Source organism: Kitasatospora sp. NPDC088346 (genome assembly GCF_044740765.1).
In the GTDB taxonomy this organism is placed as follows: Bacteria; Actinomycetota; Actinomycetes; order Streptomycetales; family Streptomycetaceae; genus Kitasatospora.
The window spans coordinates 76,003-95,768 of sequence record NZ_JBIURH010000001.1 but is presented as its reverse complement, the minus strand read 5'-3'; the positions used below and the strand labels follow the sequence as shown (position 1 = coordinate 95,768).

Annotated in this window: 15 protein-coding genes; all 15 read right to left on the bottom strand. The window is 72.6% G+C overall.

Translation table 11 applies throughout. The annotated features are described in order from the left end of the window. Positions 1-29 precede the first annotated feature (29 nt). Complete coding sequence (gene obgE / locus ACIOFR_RS00385; RefSeq protein WP_400991393.1) at positions 30-1,505, bottom strand: GTPase ObgE; 1,476 nt, start codon at positions 1,503-1,505, stop codon at positions 30-32. 110 nt (positions 1,506-1,615) lie between these two features. Beyond that, a complete protein-coding gene (gene rpmA, locus ACIOFR_RS00380) occupies positions 1,616-1,873 on the bottom strand; it encodes a 50S ribosomal protein L27 (RefSeq protein ID WP_030233756.1) in 258 nt (85 codons plus the stop codon). 12 nt (positions 1,874-1,885) lie between these two features. After that, on the bottom strand, positions 1,886-2,203 hold the full coding sequence (rplU, locus tag ACIOFR_RS00375; protein WP_033818965.1) for a 50S ribosomal protein L21: 318 nt from the start codon (positions 2,201-2,203) through the stop codon (positions 1,886-1,888). A gap of 231 nt (positions 2,204-2,434) precedes the next feature. Continuing rightward, entirely contained in the window at positions 2,435-6,040 is a 3,606-nt protein-coding gene (locus ACIOFR_RS00370; RefSeq protein WP_400991392.1) for an Rne/Rng family ribonuclease, read from the bottom strand. A gap of 454 nt (positions 6,041-6,494) precedes the next feature. Continuing rightward, positions 6,495-7,259 (bottom strand): TIGR03936 family radical SAM-associated protein, encoded by a 765-nt coding sequence (locus tag ACIOFR_RS00365; RefSeq protein ID WP_400991390.1) that lies wholly within the window; start codon positions 7,257-7,259, stop codon positions 6,495-6,497. A gap of 154 nt (positions 7,260-7,413) precedes the next feature. Continuing rightward, the gene (locus tag ACIOFR_RS00360; RefSeq protein ID WP_400991388.1) at positions 7,414-8,643 is read right to left on the bottom strand and encodes a hypothetical protein; all 1,230 of its coding nucleotides are present in this window, start codon (positions 8,641-8,643) and stop codon (positions 7,414-7,416) included. Positions 8,644-8,736: 93 nt separating this feature from the next. Next, positions 8,737-10,662 carry a TIGR03960 family B12-binding radical SAM protein gene (locus ACIOFR_RS00355; protein ID WP_400991386.1) on the bottom strand — a complete coding sequence of 642 codons (1,926 nt, stop codon included), beginning with the start codon at positions 10,660-10,662 and terminating at the stop codon, positions 8,737-8,739. 117 nt (positions 10,663-10,779) lie between these two features. After that, positions 10,780-11,979 carry a rod shape-determining protein RodA gene (gene rodA / locus ACIOFR_RS00350; protein WP_400991385.1) on the bottom strand — a complete coding sequence of 400 codons (1,200 nt, stop codon included), beginning with the start codon at positions 11,977-11,979 and terminating at the stop codon, positions 10,780-10,782. Further along, complete coding sequence (gene mrdA / locus ACIOFR_RS00345; RefSeq protein WP_400991383.1) at positions 11,976-14,219, bottom strand: penicillin-binding protein 2; 2,244 nt, start codon at positions 14,217-14,219, stop codon at positions 11,976-11,978. The genes rodA and mrdA overlap by 4 nt, the downstream gene beginning before the upstream one ends. A gap of 28 nt (positions 14,220-14,247) precedes the next feature. After that, a complete protein-coding gene (mreD, locus tag ACIOFR_RS00340; protein WP_400991381.1) occupies positions 14,248-14,889 on the bottom strand; it encodes a rod shape-determining protein MreD in 642 nt (213 codons plus the stop codon). A gap of 2 nt (positions 14,890-14,891) precedes the next feature. After that, entirely contained in the window at positions 14,892-15,833 is a 942-nt protein-coding gene (gene mreC / locus ACIOFR_RS00335; RefSeq protein WP_400991379.1) for a rod shape-determining protein MreC, read from the bottom strand. A 114-nt stretch (positions 15,834-15,947) separates the two neighbouring features. Continuing rightward, a complete protein-coding gene (locus tag ACIOFR_RS00330) occupies positions 15,948-16,973 on the bottom strand; it encodes a rod shape-determining protein (RefSeq protein ID WP_400992097.1) in 1,026 nt (341 codons plus the stop codon). A 387-nt stretch (positions 16,974-17,360) separates the two neighbouring features. After that, positions 17,361-17,774, bottom strand: a complete 414-nt coding sequence (ndk, locus tag ACIOFR_RS00325) for a nucleoside-diphosphate kinase (protein WP_371497026.1) — start codon at positions 17,772-17,774, stop codon at positions 17,361-17,363. 152 nt (positions 17,775-17,926) lie between these two features. After that, positions 17,927-18,262 carry a DUF4233 domain-containing protein gene (locus ACIOFR_RS00320; protein ID WP_400991376.1) on the bottom strand — a complete coding sequence of 112 codons (336 nt, stop codon included), beginning with the start codon at positions 18,260-18,262 and terminating at the stop codon, positions 17,927-17,929. Positions 18,263-18,267: 5 nt separating this feature from the next. Beyond that, entirely contained in the window at positions 18,268-19,635 is a 1,368-nt protein-coding gene (locus ACIOFR_RS00315) for a bifunctional folylpolyglutamate synthase/dihydrofolate synthase (protein ID WP_400992096.1), read from the bottom strand. Between the last annotated feature and the right edge of the window lie 131 nt (positions 19,636-19,766).

Sequence of the window (19,766 nt, the reverse complement as noted above, 5' to 3'; positions counted from 1 at the left end):
CGTCCGGGGGCGTCCCGCAGGCGGGCGGGTCAGTGGTCCTCGTCGTCGCCGTCGAGCGCCTGACGGCCGGAGGACAGCGCCTCGAAGGCCAGGTACTCGCTCTCGGCGGCGTCGCGGCCCTTCTGCTTCTCGCGGCGCCGGTCGACGGCCGGACGCTGGGTCTCCATCCGGTGGTCCTCGCCACGGCGGCCGAGCATCTCCGCACCGGCGGCCATGGTCGGCTCCCAGTCGAAGACCACGGCGTTGTCCTCGGGACCGATGATGACGGTGTCACCCTCCTGGGCGCCCACCTTCCACAGCTGCTCCTCGACGCCGAGCCGGGCCAGCCGGTCGGCGAGGTAGCCGACGGCCTCGTCGTTGGAGAAGTCGGTCTGGCGGACCCAGCGCTCCGGCTTGACGCCGCGGATGCGGTAGGCGCCGTCCTCCTCGCTGATGGTGAAGCCCGCGTCGTCGACGGCGGTCGGCCGCAGCACGATCCGGGTGGACTCCTGCACCGGCTTGGCGGCCCGCGCCTCGGAGACGATCTGCGCCAGCGCGTAGTTCAGCTCGCGCAGGCCCTTGTGGGCGAGCGCGGAGACCTCGAAGACGCGGTAGCCGCGCTCCTCCAGGGAGGCCCGGGTGAGGTCGGCGATGTCCTGGCCGTCCGGGACGTCGACCTTGTTGAGCGCGACCAGCCGCGGCCGGTTCTCCAGGCCGCCGTAGGCCGACAGCTCGGACTCGATGGTCTCCAGGTCGGTCAGCGGGTCACGGCCGGGCTCCAGGGTGGCGCAGTCCAGGACGTGCACCAGCACCTCGCAGCGCTCGACGTGCCGCAGGAACTCCAGGCCCAGCCCGCGGCCCTGGCTGGCGCCGGGGATCAGGCCGGGGACGTCGGCGATGGTGTAGACGGTCTCGCCGGCGGTGACCACGCCGAGGTTGGGGATCAGGGTGGTGAAGGGGTAGTCCGCGATCTTCGGCTTGGCGGCGGAGAGCACCGAGATCAGCGAGGACTTGCCGGCGCTCGGGTAGCCGACCAGGGCCACGTCCGCGACGGACTTGAGCTCCATCACGATGTCGCCGGCCTCGCCGGGCTCGCCGAGCAGGGCGAAGCCGGGGGCCTTGCGACGGGCGGAGGCCAGCGAGGAGTTGCCGAGACCGCCGCGGCCGCCCGCGGCGGCGACGAAGCTGGTGCCGTGGCCGACCAGGTCGGCGAGCACGTTGCCCTTCTTGTCCAGGACGACGGTGCCGTCCGGCACGGGCAGGACGAGGTCCTCGCCGTTGGCGCCGGTGCGGTGGCCGCCGGCGCCGGGCTTGCCGTTGGTGGCCTTGCGCTTGGGAGAGTGGTGGTACTCCAGCAGGGTGGTGACGTTGGCGTCGACCGTCAGGATGACGCTGCCGCCCTCACCGCCGTTGCCGCCGTCGGGCCCGCCGAGCGGCTTGAACTTCTCCCGGTGCACGGAGGCGCAGCCGTGGCCCCCGTTACCCGCGGCGACGTACAGCTCGACGCGGTCCACGAAGGTGGTCATGGGATGTGCCTCCAGTGCGAAGAAATGATGTTCCTGCGGTAAAACACGGAGGGTGGACCGGGTCATCCCGGCCCACCCTCACTGTGAGTCTTGACGCAAGGTCAGCAGACTCAGGCCTCGACGGCCACGATGTTGACGACCTTGCGGCCGCGACGGTTGCCGAACTGCACCGCACCGGCGGTCAGCGCGAACAGGGTGTCGTCGCCACCACGGCCGACACCGGCACCCGGGTGGAAGTGGGTGCCGCGCTGGCGGACGATGATCTCGCCGGCGCTGACGACCTGGCCGCCGAAGCGCTTGACGCCGAGGCGCTGGGCGTTCGAGTCACGGCCGTTACGGGTAGAGCTTGCGCCCTTCTTGTGTGCCATCTCGCTATCCCCTTACTTGCTGACGGAGTCGATGCTGGTGATCCGCACAGCGGTGTGCTGCTGACGGTGACCCTGGCGGCGACGGTAACCGGTCTTGTTCTTGTAGCGCAGGATGACGATCTTCTCACCCTTGGTCTGGTCGACGACCTCGGCGTGAGCCTTCACACCGGCCAGCACCCACGGGTCGGAGGTGACAGCGTCACCGTCGACGATGAGGATGGTCGAGAGCTCGACCGAGTCACCCGCCTTGGCCTCAATACGGTCAATCTCCAGCACGTCGCCGACGGCGACCTTGTGCTGGCGGCCGCCTGCGCGAACGATCGCGTACATGCGGTACCCACTTTCTGTACTCGGTCGGAACTCGCCGATGCCAGCCACCTGGGTACGGACACAGGGGCCTCCCCCAGGTCAGCAGGGCTGAACCCGGGAGGTGATCTGCTCGGGAGCGCGGCGTCAAACACGCCAAGGGTCAAGAATACGGACCAGCCGCCCTACGGGCAAACCGGGCCCTACCCGGCGTCGGCCGGGCCCTGCGAGCAGGGCCCGGCCGACGCCCGGGGCTTACTCGGACGCCGTATCACCTTCGGCGGCCGCGGCCTTCTTGGCCGCCGCGCTGGTCCGCTTGGTGGCGGTCTTGCGGGCGGTGGTCTTCTTCGCCGCGGCGGTCTTCTTGGCCGCCGTGGCCGTGGTGGTCGCCTTCTTGGCGGCGGCCTTGCGCGGGGCCCGCTTCTTCGGAGCCGGGGCCTCCTCGACGGCCTCGTCCGTGGCGACGGTCTCGTCCGTGGCGACGGCCTGCTCGACCGGCGCCTCGGCCTCGACGGCCGGGGCCTGCTCGGCGGCGGGCTCCTCGACCGGCTCGGTCTCGGTCACCGGCTCGGCCACCGCCTCGGCGGCGGGCTGCTGCTCGGCCGCGGCCGACAGCGCGGCCTCGACCACGGCGTCGGCGCGGGCCTGGAGCACCACGATCTCGGCCTCGCCCGGCGCACCGGCCGGAGCCGTCGCCTTGCGGACCGCGCGGCGGCGGGTGCGGCCGGCGGCCGGGGCGGGCGCCTCGGCCGGGATCTCGACCAGGCTCGGCTGCGCAGCGGGCTCCACGGCCTCGACCGGGGCGACCGGCTCCTCGACCGCGATCTCCAACTGCTCGCCGGCCTCGCGCTCGACGACCTCGAAGGTCTCCTCGGCCTCGGCCTCGGCGTCGAACTCGCCCTCGGCGCTCTCCAGCGCCTCCGGCTCGTTCTGCGCGGCACCGCCCTTGCCCCGGCGACGGCGCTTGCCGCTGCCCGCGGCCGCGGCCTCGCCGGCCGTCTCGGCCTTGCCGCCACCGCCGTGGCTGTGCGGCTGGTCCATGTGGACGATGACGCCGCGGCCGTTGCAGTGCACGCAGGACTCGGAGAAGGACTCCAGCAGGCCCTGGCCGACCCGCTTGCGGGTCATCTGCACCAGGCCGAGCGAGGTGACCTCGGCCACCTGGTGCTTGGTCCGGTCCCGGCCCAGGCACTCCAGCAGGCGGCGCAGCACCAGGTCCCGGTTGGACTCCAGCACCATGTCGATGAAGTCGATCACGATGATGCCGCCGAGGTCGCGCAGCCGCAGCTGGCGGACGATCTCCTCGGCCGCCTCGATGTTGTTGCGGGTGACGGTCTCCTCGAGGTTGCCACCCTGGCCGACGAACTTGCCGGTGTTGACGTCGACCACGACCATCGCCTCGGTCCGGTCGATCACCAGCGAACCGCCGCTGGGCAGCCAGACCTTGCGGTCCAGCGCCTTCATCAGCTGCTCGTCGATCCGGTAGGTGGCGAACACGTCCACGTCGGAGGTCCAGCGCTGGAGCCGGTCCGCGAGGTCGGGGGCCACGCCGCCGACGTACTCGTGGATGGTGTTCCACGCCTCGTTGCCGCTGACGATGACCTTGGTGAAGTCCTCGTTGAAGATGTCGCGGACGACCCGGACGGTCATGTCCGGCTCGCCGTAGAGCAGCGCAGGGGCGTTGCCGGTGGCGGCCTTCTTCTGGATCTCCTCCCACTGCGCCTGCAGGCGCTGCACGTCGCGCGTCAGCTCGTCCTCGCTGGCGCCCTCGGCGGCGGTGCGCACGATGACGCCCGCGTCGTCCGGGACGATCTTCTTGAGGATCTGCTTCAGGCGGGCGCGCTCGTTCTCGGGGAGCTTGCGGCTGATGCCGGTCATCGAGCCCTCGGGCACGTAGACCAGGTAGCGGCCGGGCAGCGAGATCTGGCTGGTCAGCCGGGCGCCCTTGTGGCCGATCGGGTCCTTGGAGACCTGGACCAGCACCGACTGGCCGGACTTCAGCACCGACTCGATCCGGCGCGGGCCGCCGTGGCCCATCGCCCCGAAGTTCACCTCACCGGCGTACAGCACCGCGTTGCGGCCCTTGCCGATGTCGACGAAGGCGGCCTCCATCGACGGCAGCACGTTCTGGACCTTGCCCAGGTAGACGTTGCCGACGTACGAGGTGGCCTGCTCCTTGTTGACGTAGTGCTCGACGAGCACGCCGTCCTCCAGGACGCCGATCTGGGTGCGGAGGCCGTTCTGGCGCACCACCATCACGCGCTCGACCGACTCACGGCGGGCCAGGAACTCGGCCTCGGTGATGATCGGCACCCGGCGGCGGCCCAGCTCACGGCCCTCGCGGCGGCGCTGCTTCTTCGCCTCCAGACGGGTCGAGCCCTTGATGGACTGCACCTCGTCCGGGTCGAAGGCCGGCTCGGTGGAGCGGCGGCGCGGCTCGCGGACCTTCACCACCGTGCGGACGCCGTCCTCGGTGGTCTCGGCGGCCACCTCGACGCCGCCCTCGCCGCTGCGGCGACGGCGACGGCGACGGCGGCGCGAGGAGGACAGGCCGGAGGCCAGGTCGTCCTCGTCCTCGTCCTCCTCGTCGGCGGCGGCCGACGGCTCCTCGGCCTGCTCGGCGGTCACCGTCTCGGTGTCGGTCTCGTTCTCGTCGTTCTCACCACGGCGGCGGCGACGGCCACCGCGGCGGCGGCGACGGGACGGACGGCCGTCCTCGTCCCACTCCGCCTCGGTCTCCGGGCCGGACACGGGCGCCTCGGCGGGCGCCTCGACGGCGGCCGGCTCGGGCTGCTGGGTACGGGCCTCGGCCTGCACGCGGGCCTCCTGGGCACGCGCCTCCTGGGCCCGGGCCTCCTGGACGCGGGCCTCCTGGGCCCGAGCCTCCTGCTGCGGCCGGCCCTCGGGGCGGACCCGCACGGAGGTGCGGACCCGGCGGCGACGGCCGACCCCGCTGTACTCGAACTCGTCCTCGCTGCTGGGCTCGGCGGCGGGCGCGGCGGCCTTCGCCACCGGCGCCTTGGCGGCCTTGGCCGGCTGTACGGGGGCGGCTGCCGGCTCGGCGGCGGGCGCCGCGGCGGCCACGAAGTGGGTCGGCTCCTGGAAGACCGGGGCCTGGAAGATCGCGGTGGAGGGGCGCACCGCGCGGCGGCGCACCCGCTGCGGCGGCTCGGCCTCGGTGGGGGCCGCCACGGCCGGGGCAGGGGCCTCGGCGGCGGCCGCGGTCTCCGGCTCGGCCTCCTCGGCCTCCTCGGCGGCGGGCTCGACGACGGGCTCGGCAACCGGGGTCTCGACGACGACCGGCGCGGCCTCGACCACCCGGCGGCGGCGCGGCCGACGGGCCGGAGCCTCCTCGGCGGCGGGTTCGGCGGCGGTCTCGGCGATCGGCGCGGGCGCGGCCTCGGCGGGCGCGGCCTCGGTGACCGGCTCGGCGACGGTCTCGGCGGCGGGGGCGCCGGCGGGCGCCTCGGCACGCTTGCGGGTGCGGCGGGCCCGGACGGGCTTCTCGGCCGGCGGCTCCACGGCGGCCGGCTCAGCGGCGGCGGGGGCCTCGGCAGCGGGCGCCTCCACGGCGGCCTCCGGCGCACCGGCCGGCGACTCGACGCGCTTGCGGGTGCGGCGGGCCCGGACGGGCTTCTCGGCCGGCGGCTCCACGGCGGCCGGCTCAGCGGCGGCGGGGGCCTCGGCAGCGGGCGTCTCGGCTGGCATCACGGTCTCGGCGGTCTCGGCGGCCGCGCCCTGCGGCGCACCGGCCGGGCGGGAGACCGCCCGGCGGCGACGGCGCGGCGGAGCGGCGGAAACGCCGTCGGCATCACGGTCGGCCGGTGCCGCAGACGACTGCGGTTCGGTGTTCTCGAGCATGCGGGTGGATCTCCCGTCAGGCCCCCGGGCTCCGTATCCGAGCACGGCGGGCCACCGGGGTTCCGGTCGGTCGCGATGATCGCGGACCGACTCCCACGGCGCCGCCGTGCGGACGCGAGGCCGCACAGGGGCTCGTAGTCTCGCTCGGCGCCCCGCACGGTGCGGGGTGTCGAAAGTCTTCTGGTCTGGGCCAGTGTTCTCAGTTGTCCGGGCCACTTCCGGACCCGGCCTGGTTGGCTGCCAGGCGGGTTCCTCCGGGCCGGTTGCGGGCCGGAGGAAGGTTCCTCGGGCCGGCCGACCATCCGGGTCGGCCGGCCGCAAGGGCTGGCCTTCGTGTCGACGGCGCTCGCTCCCCTGGGGAGCCGCGGGGCCCGTGGAGCCGCGGCTCCGGATCGAGTCCGGACCGGGGCTCCCGCCCACTCGGCGGACGCGGATGCGCGCAGCCAGGCGGCCTCTACTGGCCGGCCGTGGCCGCTGCGCGGTCGAGCGCCAGCGGGTCGGTCACCGTGCCGGACTCCTCGTCGAGCGGCCCCTGCGCCAGCCTGGTCACCTCAGCGGGGACCGGCGGCGCCAGGTCGGCCGTCACACGGAGACCGGACAAAACGTCGTCGGGTCGTACGGCGGGTGTGGCGTGTCGTACTACCAGCCGCAGTATCGCACAGGGACCGCCGGTCCGAACATCACCGGTACCGTCCGTACCGGTGTCGTTACCATTCCCGACCTGCGCCGCTACAACCTCCAGCGTGGCGACCGCGGCTCGCGCGTCGAAGACCCGCATGCCGTTCTTGGTCTGGCGCTGCACCTCGACGGCCTCCGCGGCCAGGAACGCGGCGACCGCGCGGTCGGCCTCCGGCTGCGGCACTCCGTCCAGTTTCAGCCGCCACTCGGAGGCCTCCAGGCGCTCCACGAAGTTCGGCGTGCGCACCTCGACCGCGTCGATCACGTCCAGGCCGGGCGGCAGCGACTCGTCGAGCTGCGCACGCAGCTGTTCCGGGTCGCGGGCCTCGGCCAGGCCGATCTCCAGGTACTCGGCCTCGCTGGCCACCCCGGTCGGGGCGGCGTTGGCGTAGGAGACCTTCGGGTGCGGCGTGAAGCCCGCGGAGTAGGCCATCGGGACGGCCGAGCGGCGCAGCGCACGCTCGAAGGCCCGTTGGAAGTCCCGGTGGCTGGTGAAGCGCAGACGGCCTCGCTTGGTGTAGCGGAGACGGATGCGCTGCACCGTCGGAGCGGGCGGCGGACCGTCGGGCGTGCGGCGTGCCAGGGTCGCTCAGTCCTTAGTCAGTAAGCCAGTCCGGCCCGCCGCCCCCTCGGGGCTCGGCCGGACTTCTGTCAGGACCAGGGTACGCGGCCCGCGAGCGCCCTTCGTGCCCCGCTCACCCGAGCAGCACCCGGCGGAACTCGCGGGCGGCCCGGCGGACCTCCTGACCCGCCCGGCGCAGTTCGGCCCTGGCCGGCCACCAGACCTCGCGCCGCAGCCAGCGGCAGGGCCGGACCACCAGGAAGCGCCAGGCCCGTCCGGCCAGCCGCCAGGCCCAGGCCACGGCCCGTCCGAGCGCGCGCAGCAGCGGTCCGAGCGCCGTCCGCCACAGCCACGCCAGCGGGAGGACGACCAGGTACCCGAGGACGGTCCCGACCAGCCACCCGAGGGCGCCGGCCGACCACTCGACGGCCCGGGCGAGCGGCAGCAGCACGTACCGGTGCAGCGCCCCCAGCGGGGCCACCAGCAGGTACCGCACGCTCCACCGGCAGGCGGCGGCCAGCCCCCGGACCAGTCCCCGGACCAGCCGTCCCGCGGCGGCGGCCGCGGCCCCCACACCCCGGGCCAGCGCCTTCGCGAGCGGGACCAGGACGTACCGCAACAGGGCCCCGGCCGGCCGCACGACCCCGTACCGGACCAGCCGGGTGCAGGCCGTCCCCACCGCGAGCAGGGTGGCCAGCAGCCCCCGTCCGAGCGGCACCAGCAGGTGGCGGCCGATCAGCGTCAGCGGCGCCGCCAGCAGCAGGTCGGCGGCCCGGGCCAGGCGTCGGCCGAGGGCCCGCAGCAGGCCTCCGAGCAGACCGCCGAACCGTCCGACGGCCGCCGCGAGCGCGAGCAGCAGACGGCCGCAGGGCGCCAGGATCCGGCGGGCCGCGAAGCGCAGCAGCGCCGCCAGCGCGCCGGCCGACCGGAGCACGGCCGCCACGGTCGCGGACCACAGCCACCGGGCGGCGGGCGCCAGGACGCGGCGGAGGGTCCACCGGAGCGGCCGCACCACCAGCAGGATCCAGGCGTGGCGCAGGGCCCGGCCGAGCGGAGCCAGCAGGGATCGGTACAGGAACCGGGCCGGCCGGACGAGGAGCCGGTCCGCCGCCCACTTGAGGGCGTGCCGGACGGCCCGTCCGGCGGCGGTGAGACCCTCCCAGGCGAACCGCAGCGGGAGCACCACCACCAGCGCCACCAGCCGCGCCACCCAGGTCAGCAGCCCCCCGGGGGGCCGTTCCTTCGACCGCTGCCGCTCGTCCATCCGCTCCCCCACCGACAGCCACCGGCGGTCACCGAGGGCCCGCCGGCGCCGCACGGCGCCGCGCCCGGTGATCGCCTCGAAGCCGAGATCGTAGTGCACCCCCGGTCGCCCGTCCCCGGCCGCGGTGCGCCACAGGACGCGCGGACCCGCCCGGGACGCAGGGCGTCCCGGGCGGGTCCGGTGGGCGCGGGGCTACTTGACGACCGTCAGCGGCAGCAGCTTCTTGCCCGTGGGGCCGATTTGGATGGCCGTATCCATCTGGGGGCACACGCCGCAGTCGAAGCACGGGGTCCAGCGGCAGTCCTCGACCTCGACCTCCTCCAGGGCGTCCTGCCAGTCCTCCCAGAGCCAGTCCTTGTCGAGGCCGCTGTCCAGGTGGTCCCAGGGCAGCACCTCCTCGTAGGTGCGCTCGCGGGTGGTGTACCAGTCGACGTCCACGCCGGTGCCGGCCAGGCCCTTGTCGGCGGAGGCGATCCAGCGGTCGTAGGAGAAGTGCTCGCGCCAGCCGTCGAAGCGGCCGCCGTCGTCGTAGACGGCGCGGATGACGGCGCCGATCCGGCGGTCGCCGCGGGAGAGCAGGCCCTCGATGATGCCGGGCTTGCCGTCGTGGTAGCGGAAGCCGATGTTCTTGCCGTACTTGCGGTCGCTGCGGATGGAGTCGCGCAGCTTGCCGAGCCGCGCGTCGGTGTCCTCGGCGCTCAGCTGCGGGGCCCACTGGAAGGGGGTGTGCGGCTTGGGGACGAAGCCGCCGATGGAGACGGTGCAGCGGATGTCGTTCTGGCCGGTGACCTCGCGGCCCTTGGCGATGACGTTCTTCGCCATGGTGCCGATCTGCAGCACGTCGTCGTCGGTCTCGGTGGGCAGGCCGCACATGAAGTACAGCTTCACCTGGCGCCAGCCGTTGCCGTAGGCGGTCGCGACGGTGTTGATGAGGTCCTCCTCGGACACCATCTTGTTGATCACCTTGCGGATCCGCTCACTGCCGCCCTCGGGGGCGAAGGTGAGACCGGAGCGGCGGCCGTTGCGGGACAGCTCGTTGGCCAGGTCGATGTTGAAGGCGTCGACGCGGGTGGACGGCAGCGAGAGGCCGATCTTGTCCTCGGTGTACCGGTCCGCCAGGCCCTTGGCGATGTCGCCGATCTCGGTGTGGTCCGCGGAGGACAGCGACAGCAGGCCGACCTCCTCGAAGCCGGTGGCCTTGAGGCCGCGCTCGACCATCTCGCCGATGCCGGTGATGCTTCGCTCCCGCACGGGGCGCGTGATCATGCCGGCCTGGCAGAAACGGCAGCCGCGCGTGCAGCCGCGGAAGATCTCGACGGACATCCGCTCGTGCACCGTCTCGGCGAGCGGGACCAGCGGCTGCTTGGGGTAGGGCCACTCGTCGAGGTCCATCACGGTGTGCTTGGAGACCCGCCACGGCACGCCGGCCCGGTTGGGCACCACGCGGCCGATCCGGCCGTCCGGCAGGTACTCGACGTCGTAGAACCGCGGCACGTAGACGGCGCCGGTGCGGGCCAGGCGCAGCAGCACCTCGTCGCGCCCGCCGGGGCGCCCCTCGGCCTTCCAGCCGCGGATGATCTCGGTCATGTCGAGCACGGCCTGCTCGCCGTCGCCGATCACCGCGCAGTCGATGAAGTCCGCGATCGGCTCGGGGTTGAACGCGGCGTGGCCGCCGGCGAGCACGATCGGGTCGTCGACGGTGCGGTCCTTGGACTCCATCGGGATGCCCGCGAGGTCCAGCGCGGTGAGCATGTTGGTGTAGCCGAGCTCGGTGGAGAACGACAGCCCGAAGACGTCGAAGGCCTTCACCGGGCGGTGCGCGTCGACCGTGAACTGCGGCACCCGGTGCTCGCGCATCAGGGCCTCCAGGTCCGGCCAGACGCTGTAGGTGCGCTCCGCGAGCACGCCCTCGCGCTCGTTCAGCACCTCGTAGAGGATCATGACGCCCTGGTTGGGCAGGCCGACCTCGTAGGCGTCGGGGTACATCAGGGCCCAGCGGACGTCGCAGGCGTCCCAGTCCTTCACGGTCGAGTTGAGCTCGCCGCCGACGTACTGGATCGGCTTCTGGACGTGCGGGAGGAGGGCCTCCAGGCGTGGGAAGACCGATTCGACTGGCATGCGGTGAGCCTTTGGCAGCGGGAACAGGACGACTCTCAAGGGTAGCCGAATCGCGACCTTCCAACGTCGGGCGCCCGCGGCCCCCTCGGGGGTCGCGGGCGCCGGGCCGCCGGGGGTTCAGATCCCTATCGGCCGTTGCGAGCGGACGGACTGCAGCAGTCCGACGGCGATCCAGACCGCGAACATCGAGGACCCGCCGTAGGAGACGAAGGGCAGCGGGATGCCGGCCACCGGCATGATCCCGAGGTTCATGCCGATGTTCTCGAAGGCCTGGAAGGCGAACCAGATGACCACGCCGGCCGCGACGACGGTGCCGTACAGGTCGGTGGCCTGGCGGGCGATCCGGCAGGCCCGCCAGAGGATCACGCCGAGCAGGCCGATCAGGACGGTGCCGCCGATGAAGCCGAGCTCCTCGCCGGCCACGCTGAACACGAAGTCGGTCTGCTGCTCGGGGACGAACTGGCCGGTGGTCTGGGTGCCGTGGAACAGTCCCATGCCGCTGAGCCCGCCGGAGCCGATCGCGATCCGGGCCTGGGCGGTGTTGTAGCCGACGCCGCCCGGGTCGAGCGTGGGGTCGGCGAAGGCGGCGAAGCGGTCGATCTGGTACTTGCTCAGCACGCCGAGCTTCCAGATCGCGACGGCGCCGCCGGCGCCCACCGAGATCAGGCCGAGCACCCAGCGGTTGGCGGCGCCGGAGGCGAGCAGGATGCCCATCACGGTGACGGCCATGACCATCACCGAGCCGAGGTCGGGCATCAGCATGACGACGCCCATCGGGATGGCGGCCACCACCAGGGCGTGGACGACGCTGCGGCTGGGCGGGAACTCCCGCTCCCCCGCGTCCACCCGGGCGGACAGCACGACGGCCATGCCGAGCACGATGGCGAGCTTGGCGAACTCGGCCGGCTGGATGGAGAAGCCGCCGCCGAACTGGATCCAGGAGTGCGCGCCGTTGATGGTGGAGCCGAGCGGGCTGAGCACCGCCAGCAGCATCAGCAGCACGGCGATGTAGACGAACGGGACGGCGGTGCGCAGCCGCCTCGTCCCTATCACCACGACCACGCCGCACAGCACCAGCCCGATCACCAGGTTGGTGAGGTGCCGGTAGAGGAAGTACTGCGGGTCGCCGTGGGTCAGCGAGTCGCGCCCCCGGGTGGCCGACCAGACCAGCAGCGAGCTGCCCAGGGAGAGGGCGAGCGCGGCCAGGATCATGATCCAGTCGACCCGCCGCAGCGGGGCGTCCTTGGCGAGCGCCCGGGAGATCGAGCCGCGCTGGGGGCTGAGCCGGACCTGCCGGTACGAGCCGTAGGAGGTCATGCCCGGCTCCTTCCCCCGGTGCGGGTGGGTTCGAGGGCGGCGAGCGCCATCGGGTACGGGGCGGCGGCGCCGCCGGCGGGCGGGGCCGGGTCGAGGAAGGCGGAGCCGGCGGGGAAGCCGGTGCCGGCCGTGAACGCGGCGGGCTTGATGATGGCGGTGCCGTCCGGGTTGAACTTGGGCAGCTCGGCCTGCGGCTTGGGCAGTATGGCCTTCGCGTTGTCCACGTTGCCCTTGTCGTCCACGCCGTAGAGCGCCTGGTAGATCCGTCGCACCGAGTCACCGGAACCGCCGGAGCCGGTGCCGCCCTGGCTTATCGTCATCACGACCGCGTAGTCGCCGCTGTAGGTGGTCAGCCACGAGGTGGTCTGCTTGCCGGCGACCTCGGCGGTGCCGGTCTTGGCGTGCAGCTCGATCTTGCCCTGCGGCCAGCCGGCCCCGGTGAACTTCCAGGCGGCGGTGCCGCTGGTGACGACGCCGGCGGTGGCCTGGTTGATGTAGCTCATCAGCTTGCCGTCGGCCGGCAGCTTGCCGTCCTCGTGCGGGGCGATGTCGCGGACCAGGGTGCCGTCGGGGCTGAGGACCGCCTTGCCGATGGTCGGCCGGTAGAGCGTGCCGCCGTTGGCGAGGGCCGAGTAGATCCGGGCCATCTGCACGGGGGTGACCAGGGTGTCGCCCTGGCCGATGGCGAAGTTGACGCTGTCACCGGCGCGCATCTGGTTGCCGTCGACGCAGTTCTCGCGGGCGATCTCGTCGGCGTACTCGTGGCCGCCCTTGGCCGCCTGGGCGCACCAGGCGTCCTTGTTGGCGTCGAAGAAGGACTGCTTCCACTGACGGTCCGGCACCCGGCCGGCCACCTCGCTCGGCAGGTCGATGCCGGTCTTGGCGCCGAGGCCGAACTGGTGGGCGGTCTTGAAGAACCAGTCGGCCGGGTTCTTCGGCTTGATGCCGCCGTCCTTCATCCACTGGTCGTAGGCCAGGCCGTAGAAGACGGTGTCGCAGGAGACCTCCAGGGCCTTCTCCAGCGAGATGTCGCCGAAGCTCTCGCTCTCGAAGTTCTTGAACTCGCGTCCACCGATGGTCAGGCTCTTCGGGCACGGGTAGTGGCCGTCGAGCGAGTAGCCGGCCTGGACGGCCGCGGTGGTGGAGATCACCTTGAAGGTGGAGCCCGGCGCGGACTGACCCTGTATGGCCCGGTTGATCAGCGGGTAGTTGGAGTCCTTGCTGGTCAGGCTGTCGTAGTCCTTGGCCGAGATGCCGCCGACCCAGAGGTTGGGGTCGAAGGTCGGCGCGCTGGCCATCGCGACGATCCGCCCGGTGTGGACGTCCATCACCAGGGCCGCGCCGGAGTCGGCCTCGTAGTTCTTCTTGGTCTCCTTGTCGTACACCTTGCGGGCGTCGACCATCGCCTGGGCGAGCTGGTCCTCGACCACCTTCTGGACCCGGGCGTCGATGCTGGTGACCAGGTTGTCGCCGGGCTTGGCGGGGGTGCGGCCGGCGCTGCCGATCACCCGGCCGAGGTTGTCGACCTCCAGCTTGTCGACGCCGGTGGTGCCGCGCAGGGCGTCGTCGTAGACGGACTCCAGGCCGGCCCGGCCGATCTGGTCGGAGGGCAGCCGGCGGTCCCGGCCGGACTTCTCGGCGGTCTTGGTGACCTCCTCGTCGGTGACCGGCGAGAGGTAGCCGAGCACCTGGGCGGCGCTGGCGCCCTCGGCGCCGGTGTACCGGCGCACGGCGGTGGGCTGGGCGGTCACGCCGGGGAAGTCCTCGCGGCGTTCCATTATCTGCATGGCCTGCTGCGTGGTGGCCTGCTGGGTGACCGGGATCGGCTGGTAGGGCGACCCGTTCCAACAGGGCTGCGGCGTCTTGGCGTCGCAGAGCCGGACCTTGTCCTGGACGTCCTTGGCGGGCAGGCCGAGCACCTCGGCCAGCCGGGTCAGGACGCCCTTGCCGTGGTCCTTCTGCTGCAGCAGCGAGGTGCGGCTGACCGAGACGACCAGCTTGGTCTCGTTGCCGGCCAGCACCCGGCCGGCGGCGTCCAGGATCTCGCCGCGGACGGCCGGTTCGACCACCTCGCGGATGTGGTTGCCCTGGGCCTTGGCCGCATACTCGTCGCCGGTGCGGATCTGCAGGTACCAGAGCCGCCCGCCGAGGGTGGCGAGCAGCGAGAGGACCAGGATCTGCAGCACCACCAGGCGGATCGTCACCCGCTGGGTGCGGCCGGTCTCCGGGATGTTGCTCACGGGGCAGTGACTCCTATCACCGTGCTGCTCAAGGGCGCTTGGCGAGGTTCAGCGGACGCTTCTTCTTGCTGTTCACCGGCATCGGCGAGGCCTCCCGGGTGGTCCGGTAGCGGGCCAGCGAGCCGAGGCCGGAGCCCTCCCCGGTCCCGACGGCGACGCTGGAGGGCCCGTGGTCGTAGCGGCGGGCGACCAGCATCACGGCCGGGACGACGAACGGGGCGAGCAGCACGTCGTACAGCAGCGCGCTGAGGACCAGTCCGGTGAGGCCGACGTGCCGGGCGGCGGTGTCGCCGACCAGGGCGCCGACCGTCGCGTACAGCAGGGTGGAGACGACGGCGGCGCCGGCCACCACCAGCAGGGCGCTGAGCGCCGAGCGCTGCCGGCCGCCGTCGGGGCGCAGCAGGCCTGCGGCGTAGCCCATCAGGCAGAGCACCAGGGCGTAGCGGCCGATGGCGTGGTCGGAGGGCGGGGCGAGGTCGGCGAGCAGGCCGCCGGTGAAGCCGACCAGGCAGCCGCCGGTCGGGCCGTAGACCAGGGCCAGGCCGACCACGACCAGCAGCAGCAGGTCGGGGGTGGCCCCGGGGAGTTGGAGCCGGCCCAGCACGCTGACCTGGACGACCAGGGCGAGCAGCAGCAGGACGGCGGGCAGCACGATCCGGTCCGGACGCATGGTCAGTTCCCCCCGGGTGTGGTGGACGGTGCGACGGCACCCGCCTGGGTCGGCGCGGCGGGCGCGGCGGCGACGGAGGCGGTGGGCGCGGGCGGCAGGACGGCGTCCCGCGGGTCGGTGCGCGGCGGTGCGACCACCACGCCGACCAGGTCGAGACGGGTGAACTGGACGAACGGCTCGACCAGCACGGTCTTGGTGAGCTGGCCGGGGGTGGCCTGCACCTCGACCACCTTGCCGACCGGGACGCCGGGCACGAACGGCCGGCCGCTGTGCGAGCCGAAGGTGACCAGCCGGTCGCCGGGCTTGACCTGGGCCTTGCCGTTGAGCAGCTGGACCTTCATCGGGCTGGTGCCCTGGCCGGCCGCGAAGCCGATCTCGTCGCTGCTCTCGATCCGGGTGCCGGCGGTGAAGCCGGGGTCGGAGGCGAGCAGCACGGTGGCGGTGGTGGGGGCGACCGTGGTGATCCGGCCGACCAGGCCCTGACTGTTGATCACCGTCATGTCGCGGGTCAGTCCGTCGTCGCTGCCGGCGTCGATGGTGATGGTCCAGGAGAAGCCCTGGGCGGCGCCGATCGCGATCACCTGGGCGGCCTTGATGGTGTAGCCGCCGGAGCCGGCCGTGCGGAGCATCTCGTCGAGCTGCTTGGTCCGGCCGGCCGCGGTGTCGGAGGAGGCGAGCCGCTGGCGCAGCTCGGTGTTCTCCCGGGTGATCAGGTCGAGCCGCTCCTGGTGGGTGCTCGCGTCGCGGACGGCGCGCACGTAGCCGGCCACCGGGTCGACGACACCGGCCGCTCCGCGTTCGACCGGGCCGAGCGCGCCCGCCGCGGCGCGCCGGGCGCCGTTGAGGGGGGAGCTCTCGCCGCCCTTGATGTCGACGGTGATCAGTGCGAAAGCGACAGCCACCAGCAGGATGAGCAGTAGTCGGCTCTCTCGTGTGTCCCTCACGGTGCTGGAACTGCCCCTTCGGTACCGGTCCCGTCCGCGCGGGGCGGACGGGGACCATTCAGTTGACGAACTGTCTGTGATGGGAACGAGCGGCGGGGCCCGCGGTCGCGGCGGTCAGCGCCGCGGCTGGGCGTCGAGGACCTGCTGCAGGGCCTCGAACTCCTCCACGCACTTGCCGGAGCCGAGTGCGACGGAGTCCAGCGGGTTCTCGGCGATGTGGATCGGCATGCCGGTCTCCCGGCGCAGGCGCTCGTCCAGGCCGCGGAGCAGGGCGCCGCCGCCGGTGAGCACGATGCCGCGGTCCATCACGTCGCCGGCCAGCTCGGGCGGGCACTGGTCGAGCGTGGTCTTGACCGCGTCGATGATCGAGTTGACCGGCTCGTCGATGGCCTCGCGGACCTCGGCGGCGGAGATCACCACGGTCTTCGGCAGGCCGCTGACCAGGTCACGGCCGCGGATCTCGGCGTGCTCGTCCTTCTCGCCGTCCAGCGCGAACGCGGAGCCGATGGACATCTTGATCTGCTCGGCGCTGCGCTCGCCCAGCAGGAGGCTGTACTCCTTCTTGATGTGCTGGACGATCGCGTTGTCGAGCTCGTCGCCGGCCACCCGCAGGGACTGCGCGGTGACGATCCCGCCGAGCGAGATGACCGCGACCTCGGTGGTGCCGCCGCCGATGTCGACGACCATGTTGCCGGTCGGCTCGTGCACCGGCAGGCCGGCGCCGATCGCGGCCGCCATCGGCTCCTCGATGATGTGCACCTGGCGCGCGCCGGCCTGCGAGCTGGCCTCGATGACGGCGCGGCGCTCGACTCCGGTGATGCCGGAGGGCACGCAGACCACGACCCGGGGGCGGGCCAGGTAGCGGCGGCGGTGGATCTTGAGGATGAAGTAGCGCAGCATCCGCTCGGTGATCTCGAAGTCAGCGATCACGCCGTCCTTGAGCGGGCGGATGGCGACGATGTTGCCGGGGGTGCGGCCGATCATCTTCTTGGCCTCGGCGCCGACGGCGAGGATGCCCCCGGTGTTGGTGTTGACCGCCACCACGGAGGGCTCGTTGAGGACGATCCCCTTGCCCCTGACGTACACCAGCGTGTTGGCAGTGCCGAGGTCGATCGCCATGTCACGGCCGATGAACGACAGGTTGTTGGCCATGGGGTGTGGAGTGCCTTCCCGGGTTCGGAATGGATGGCGGGGAGCGGGCCGACCTCGCCGTGCCCGCGGCAGGGCTGACATCAGCTGAGCAGCCGTACCGGGCCCATGAGTTGTGTCCATCGTAGCCACGCCGGTCGAAGCGGTCGGCGGGCTACGGCACGCTGCCCATTCTCCGGGGACGGGTCGGCTTCTCGCAGGATTGGGACGCCGTGTCGGGCTTCCCAGTTCCGTATTTGACGATGAAAAGGTGAGTTTCGCCCGGTCGGACCGGACGGCGGGTCGGACGGCCGACCGGCCGGTGGGCGGGCCGGCGGCCGGGCCGGGGCGCGACCCCTCCCCGCGGGTGGGCGGCGGTGAGGGGCCGGGGAGCCCGGGTCAGGCGTGGGCGGGGAAGAAGATCTTGATCTCGCGCTCGGCCGACTCCGGGGAGTCCGAGGCGTGGATCAGGTTCTCGCGGGTGATCGTCGCGTAGTCGCCGCGGATGGTGCCGGCGCCGGCCTGCAGCGGGTCGGTCGCACCGGCCAGGGCGCGGATGCCCGGGACGACGTTCTCGCCCTCGACGATCAGCGCGATGGACGGGCCGGAGGTCATGAACTCCAGCAGCGGCTCGTAGAACGGCCGGCCGACGTGCTCGGCGTAGTGCTGCTCCAGCGTCGCCCGGTCGAAGGTCCGCAGCTCGACGGCGGCGAGCCGCCAGTTGGCCTTGCGCTCGATGCGGCTGATGATCTCGCCGGCCAGGCCGCGCTTGACGGCGTCGGGCTTGAGCAGGACGAGAGTGCGCTGGGACACGGTGCGGCTCCTGGGGAATGGTTCGGCAGGTGTGCGGCCACCGCAGAGATTACCTTGCGTGAGCTGCACGGACATGCGGCCGGGGGGTACCGGCCGCACGCCGTGGCCGGGGTGTGTGCGGGCCGTGCTCAGGCGGTGGCGGCGGCCCGGGCTCAGGCGGTGGCGGCGGCCCGGGCGGCCTTGATCTCGTCGATCCTGCGGCCGTAGCGCACCGAGCACCACCACAGGCCGGCGAAGACCACGCCGAGCCCGTACATGGTCGGCAGGACCAGGCCGCTGGCGATCAGGCCGAGCTGGAGCGCCCAGCCGACCGCGACCGCGCCGGGACGGGTGATCGCGCCGCAGAGCAGGACGCAGAGCAGCATGGCGACACCGCTGACGGTCCAGATCGCGGTGGTCGACACGTCCGACAGCTGCATCGCCACCAGGCCCGCGAACATGATCAGCAGGGCCTCGCCGATCAGGGTCGAGGAACAGAGGGTGCGCATGTCTCCTACTTCCTTCCGAGCAGCAGGCGGGCCTCGCCCACCGTGATCACCGAGCCGGTGACGATCACACCGGTGCCGGTCAGGTCGCCGTCCTCCTCGGCCAGCGTGATGGCCGCCTCGATGGCGTCGTCCAGCCGGGGCTCGACCTGGACCCGGTCCTCGCCGAAGACCTCCACGGCCTTCGCCGCGAGCTGGTCGACCGGGGTGGCCCGGTGGGTGGTGTTCTGGGTGACGACGACGTCGGACATGATCGGCTCGAAGGCCTCCAGCAGGCCCGTGACGTCCTTGTCCCCGCTGGTGCCGACCACGCCGACCAGCCTGGAGAAGCCGAAGGCCTCGTTGATCGCGGCCACCGTCGCCTCGGCGCCGTGCGGGTTGTGCGCGGCGTCCAGGATCACCGTGGGGCTGCGGCGGACGACCTCCAGGCGGCCCGGGGAGCTGACCCCGGAGAAGCCCTCGCGGATCTTGTCCGCATCCAGGTTGCCGCCACGGGCGCCACCGACACCGAAGAAAGCCTCGACCGCGGCCAGCGCCAGCGAGGCGTTGTGCGCCTGGTGGGCGCCGTGCAGCGGGATGAAGACGTCCTCGTACTCGTAGCCGCCCAGGCCGCGCAGCGTGACCAGCTGGCCGCCGACCGCGACCTCGCGGTGGACCACGCCGAACTCCATGCCCTCGCGGGCCACCGTGGCGTCCACCTCGACCGCGCGCTTGAGGATCGCCTGGGCGGCGTCCAGCGGCTGCTGGGCGACCACGGCCAGGGCGCCCTGCTTGATGATGCCGGCCTTCTCGGTGGCGATCTCACCGGTGGTGTTGCCCAGCCGGTCGGTGTGGTCCAGGCCGACCGGGGTGATCACCGAGACGGCCGCGTCGATCACGTTGGTGGCGTCCCAGCTGCCGCCCATGCCGACCTCGACGATGGCCACGTCCACCGGGGCGTCGGCGAAGGCCGCGTACGCCATGGCGGTGAGCACCTCGAAGAAGGAGAGTGCGATCGGCTGCTGCTCGTCGACCATCCGCACGTACGGCTCGATGTCGCGGTAGGTCTCGACGAAGCGCTCGACGCTGATGGGGGTGGAGTCCAGGCTGATCCGCTCGGTGACCGACTCCACGTGCGGGCTGGTGTAGCGGCCCGTGCGCAGCTCGAAGGTGTTGAGCAGGCGCTCCACCATGCGGGCGGTGGAGGTCTTGCCGTTGGTGCCGGTGATGTGGATCGAGGGGTAGGCGCGCTGGGGCTGGCCCAGGATGTCCATCACCGCGCTGATCCGGTCGAGCGAGGGCTCCAGCTTGTTCTCCGGCCACCGCCGGGACAGCTCTGCCTCGATGGCGCGCAGCTCGCTGTCGCCGTCCGCGGCGTCCGCGCCGGAGGGTCGGATGGTGTACGGGTTCTGCCCGGCCTTGTCACTCACGGGCCCAGTGTAGGGAGCCGGACGGCCGGCGGAGACCACGGGCGCCCGGGGCCCTTCGGGTGAACGGGGGGTGATGGTCACCACCTTCACTAGGAAGA

Excerpts from the sequence above, each read along its gene's own strand:
- obgE (WP_400991393.1), bottom strand. The coding sequence starts at position 1,505 with ATGACCACCTTCGTGGACCGCGTCGAGCTGTACGTCGCCGCGGGTAAC.
- rpmA (WP_030233756.1), bottom strand. The coding sequence starts at position 1,873 with ATGGCACACAAGAAGGGCGCAAGCTCTACCCGTAACGGCCGTGACTCG.
- rplU (WP_033818965.1), bottom strand. The coding sequence starts at position 2,203 with ATGTACGCGATCGTTCGCGCAGGCGGCCGCCAGCACAAGGTCGCCGTC.
- ACIOFR_RS00370 (WP_400991392.1), bottom strand. The coding sequence starts at position 6,040 with ATGCTCGAGAACACCGAACCGCAGTCGTCTGCGGCACCGGCCGACCGT.
- ACIOFR_RS00355 (WP_400991386.1), bottom strand. The coding sequence starts at position 10,662 with ATGCCAGTCGAATCGGTCTTCCCACGCCTGGAGGCCCTCCTCCCGCAC.
- rodA (WP_400991385.1), bottom strand. The coding sequence starts at position 11,979 with ATGACCTCCTACGGCTCGTACCGGCAGGTCCGGCTCAGCCCCCAGCGC.
- mreD (WP_400991381.1), bottom strand. The coding sequence starts at position 14,889 with ATGCGTCCGGACCGGATCGTGCTGCCCGCCGTCCTGCTGCTGCTCGCC.
- ACIOFR_RS00320 (WP_400991376.1), bottom strand. The coding sequence starts at position 18,262 with ATGCGCACCCTCTGTTCCTCGACCCTGATCGGCGAGGCCCTGCTGATC.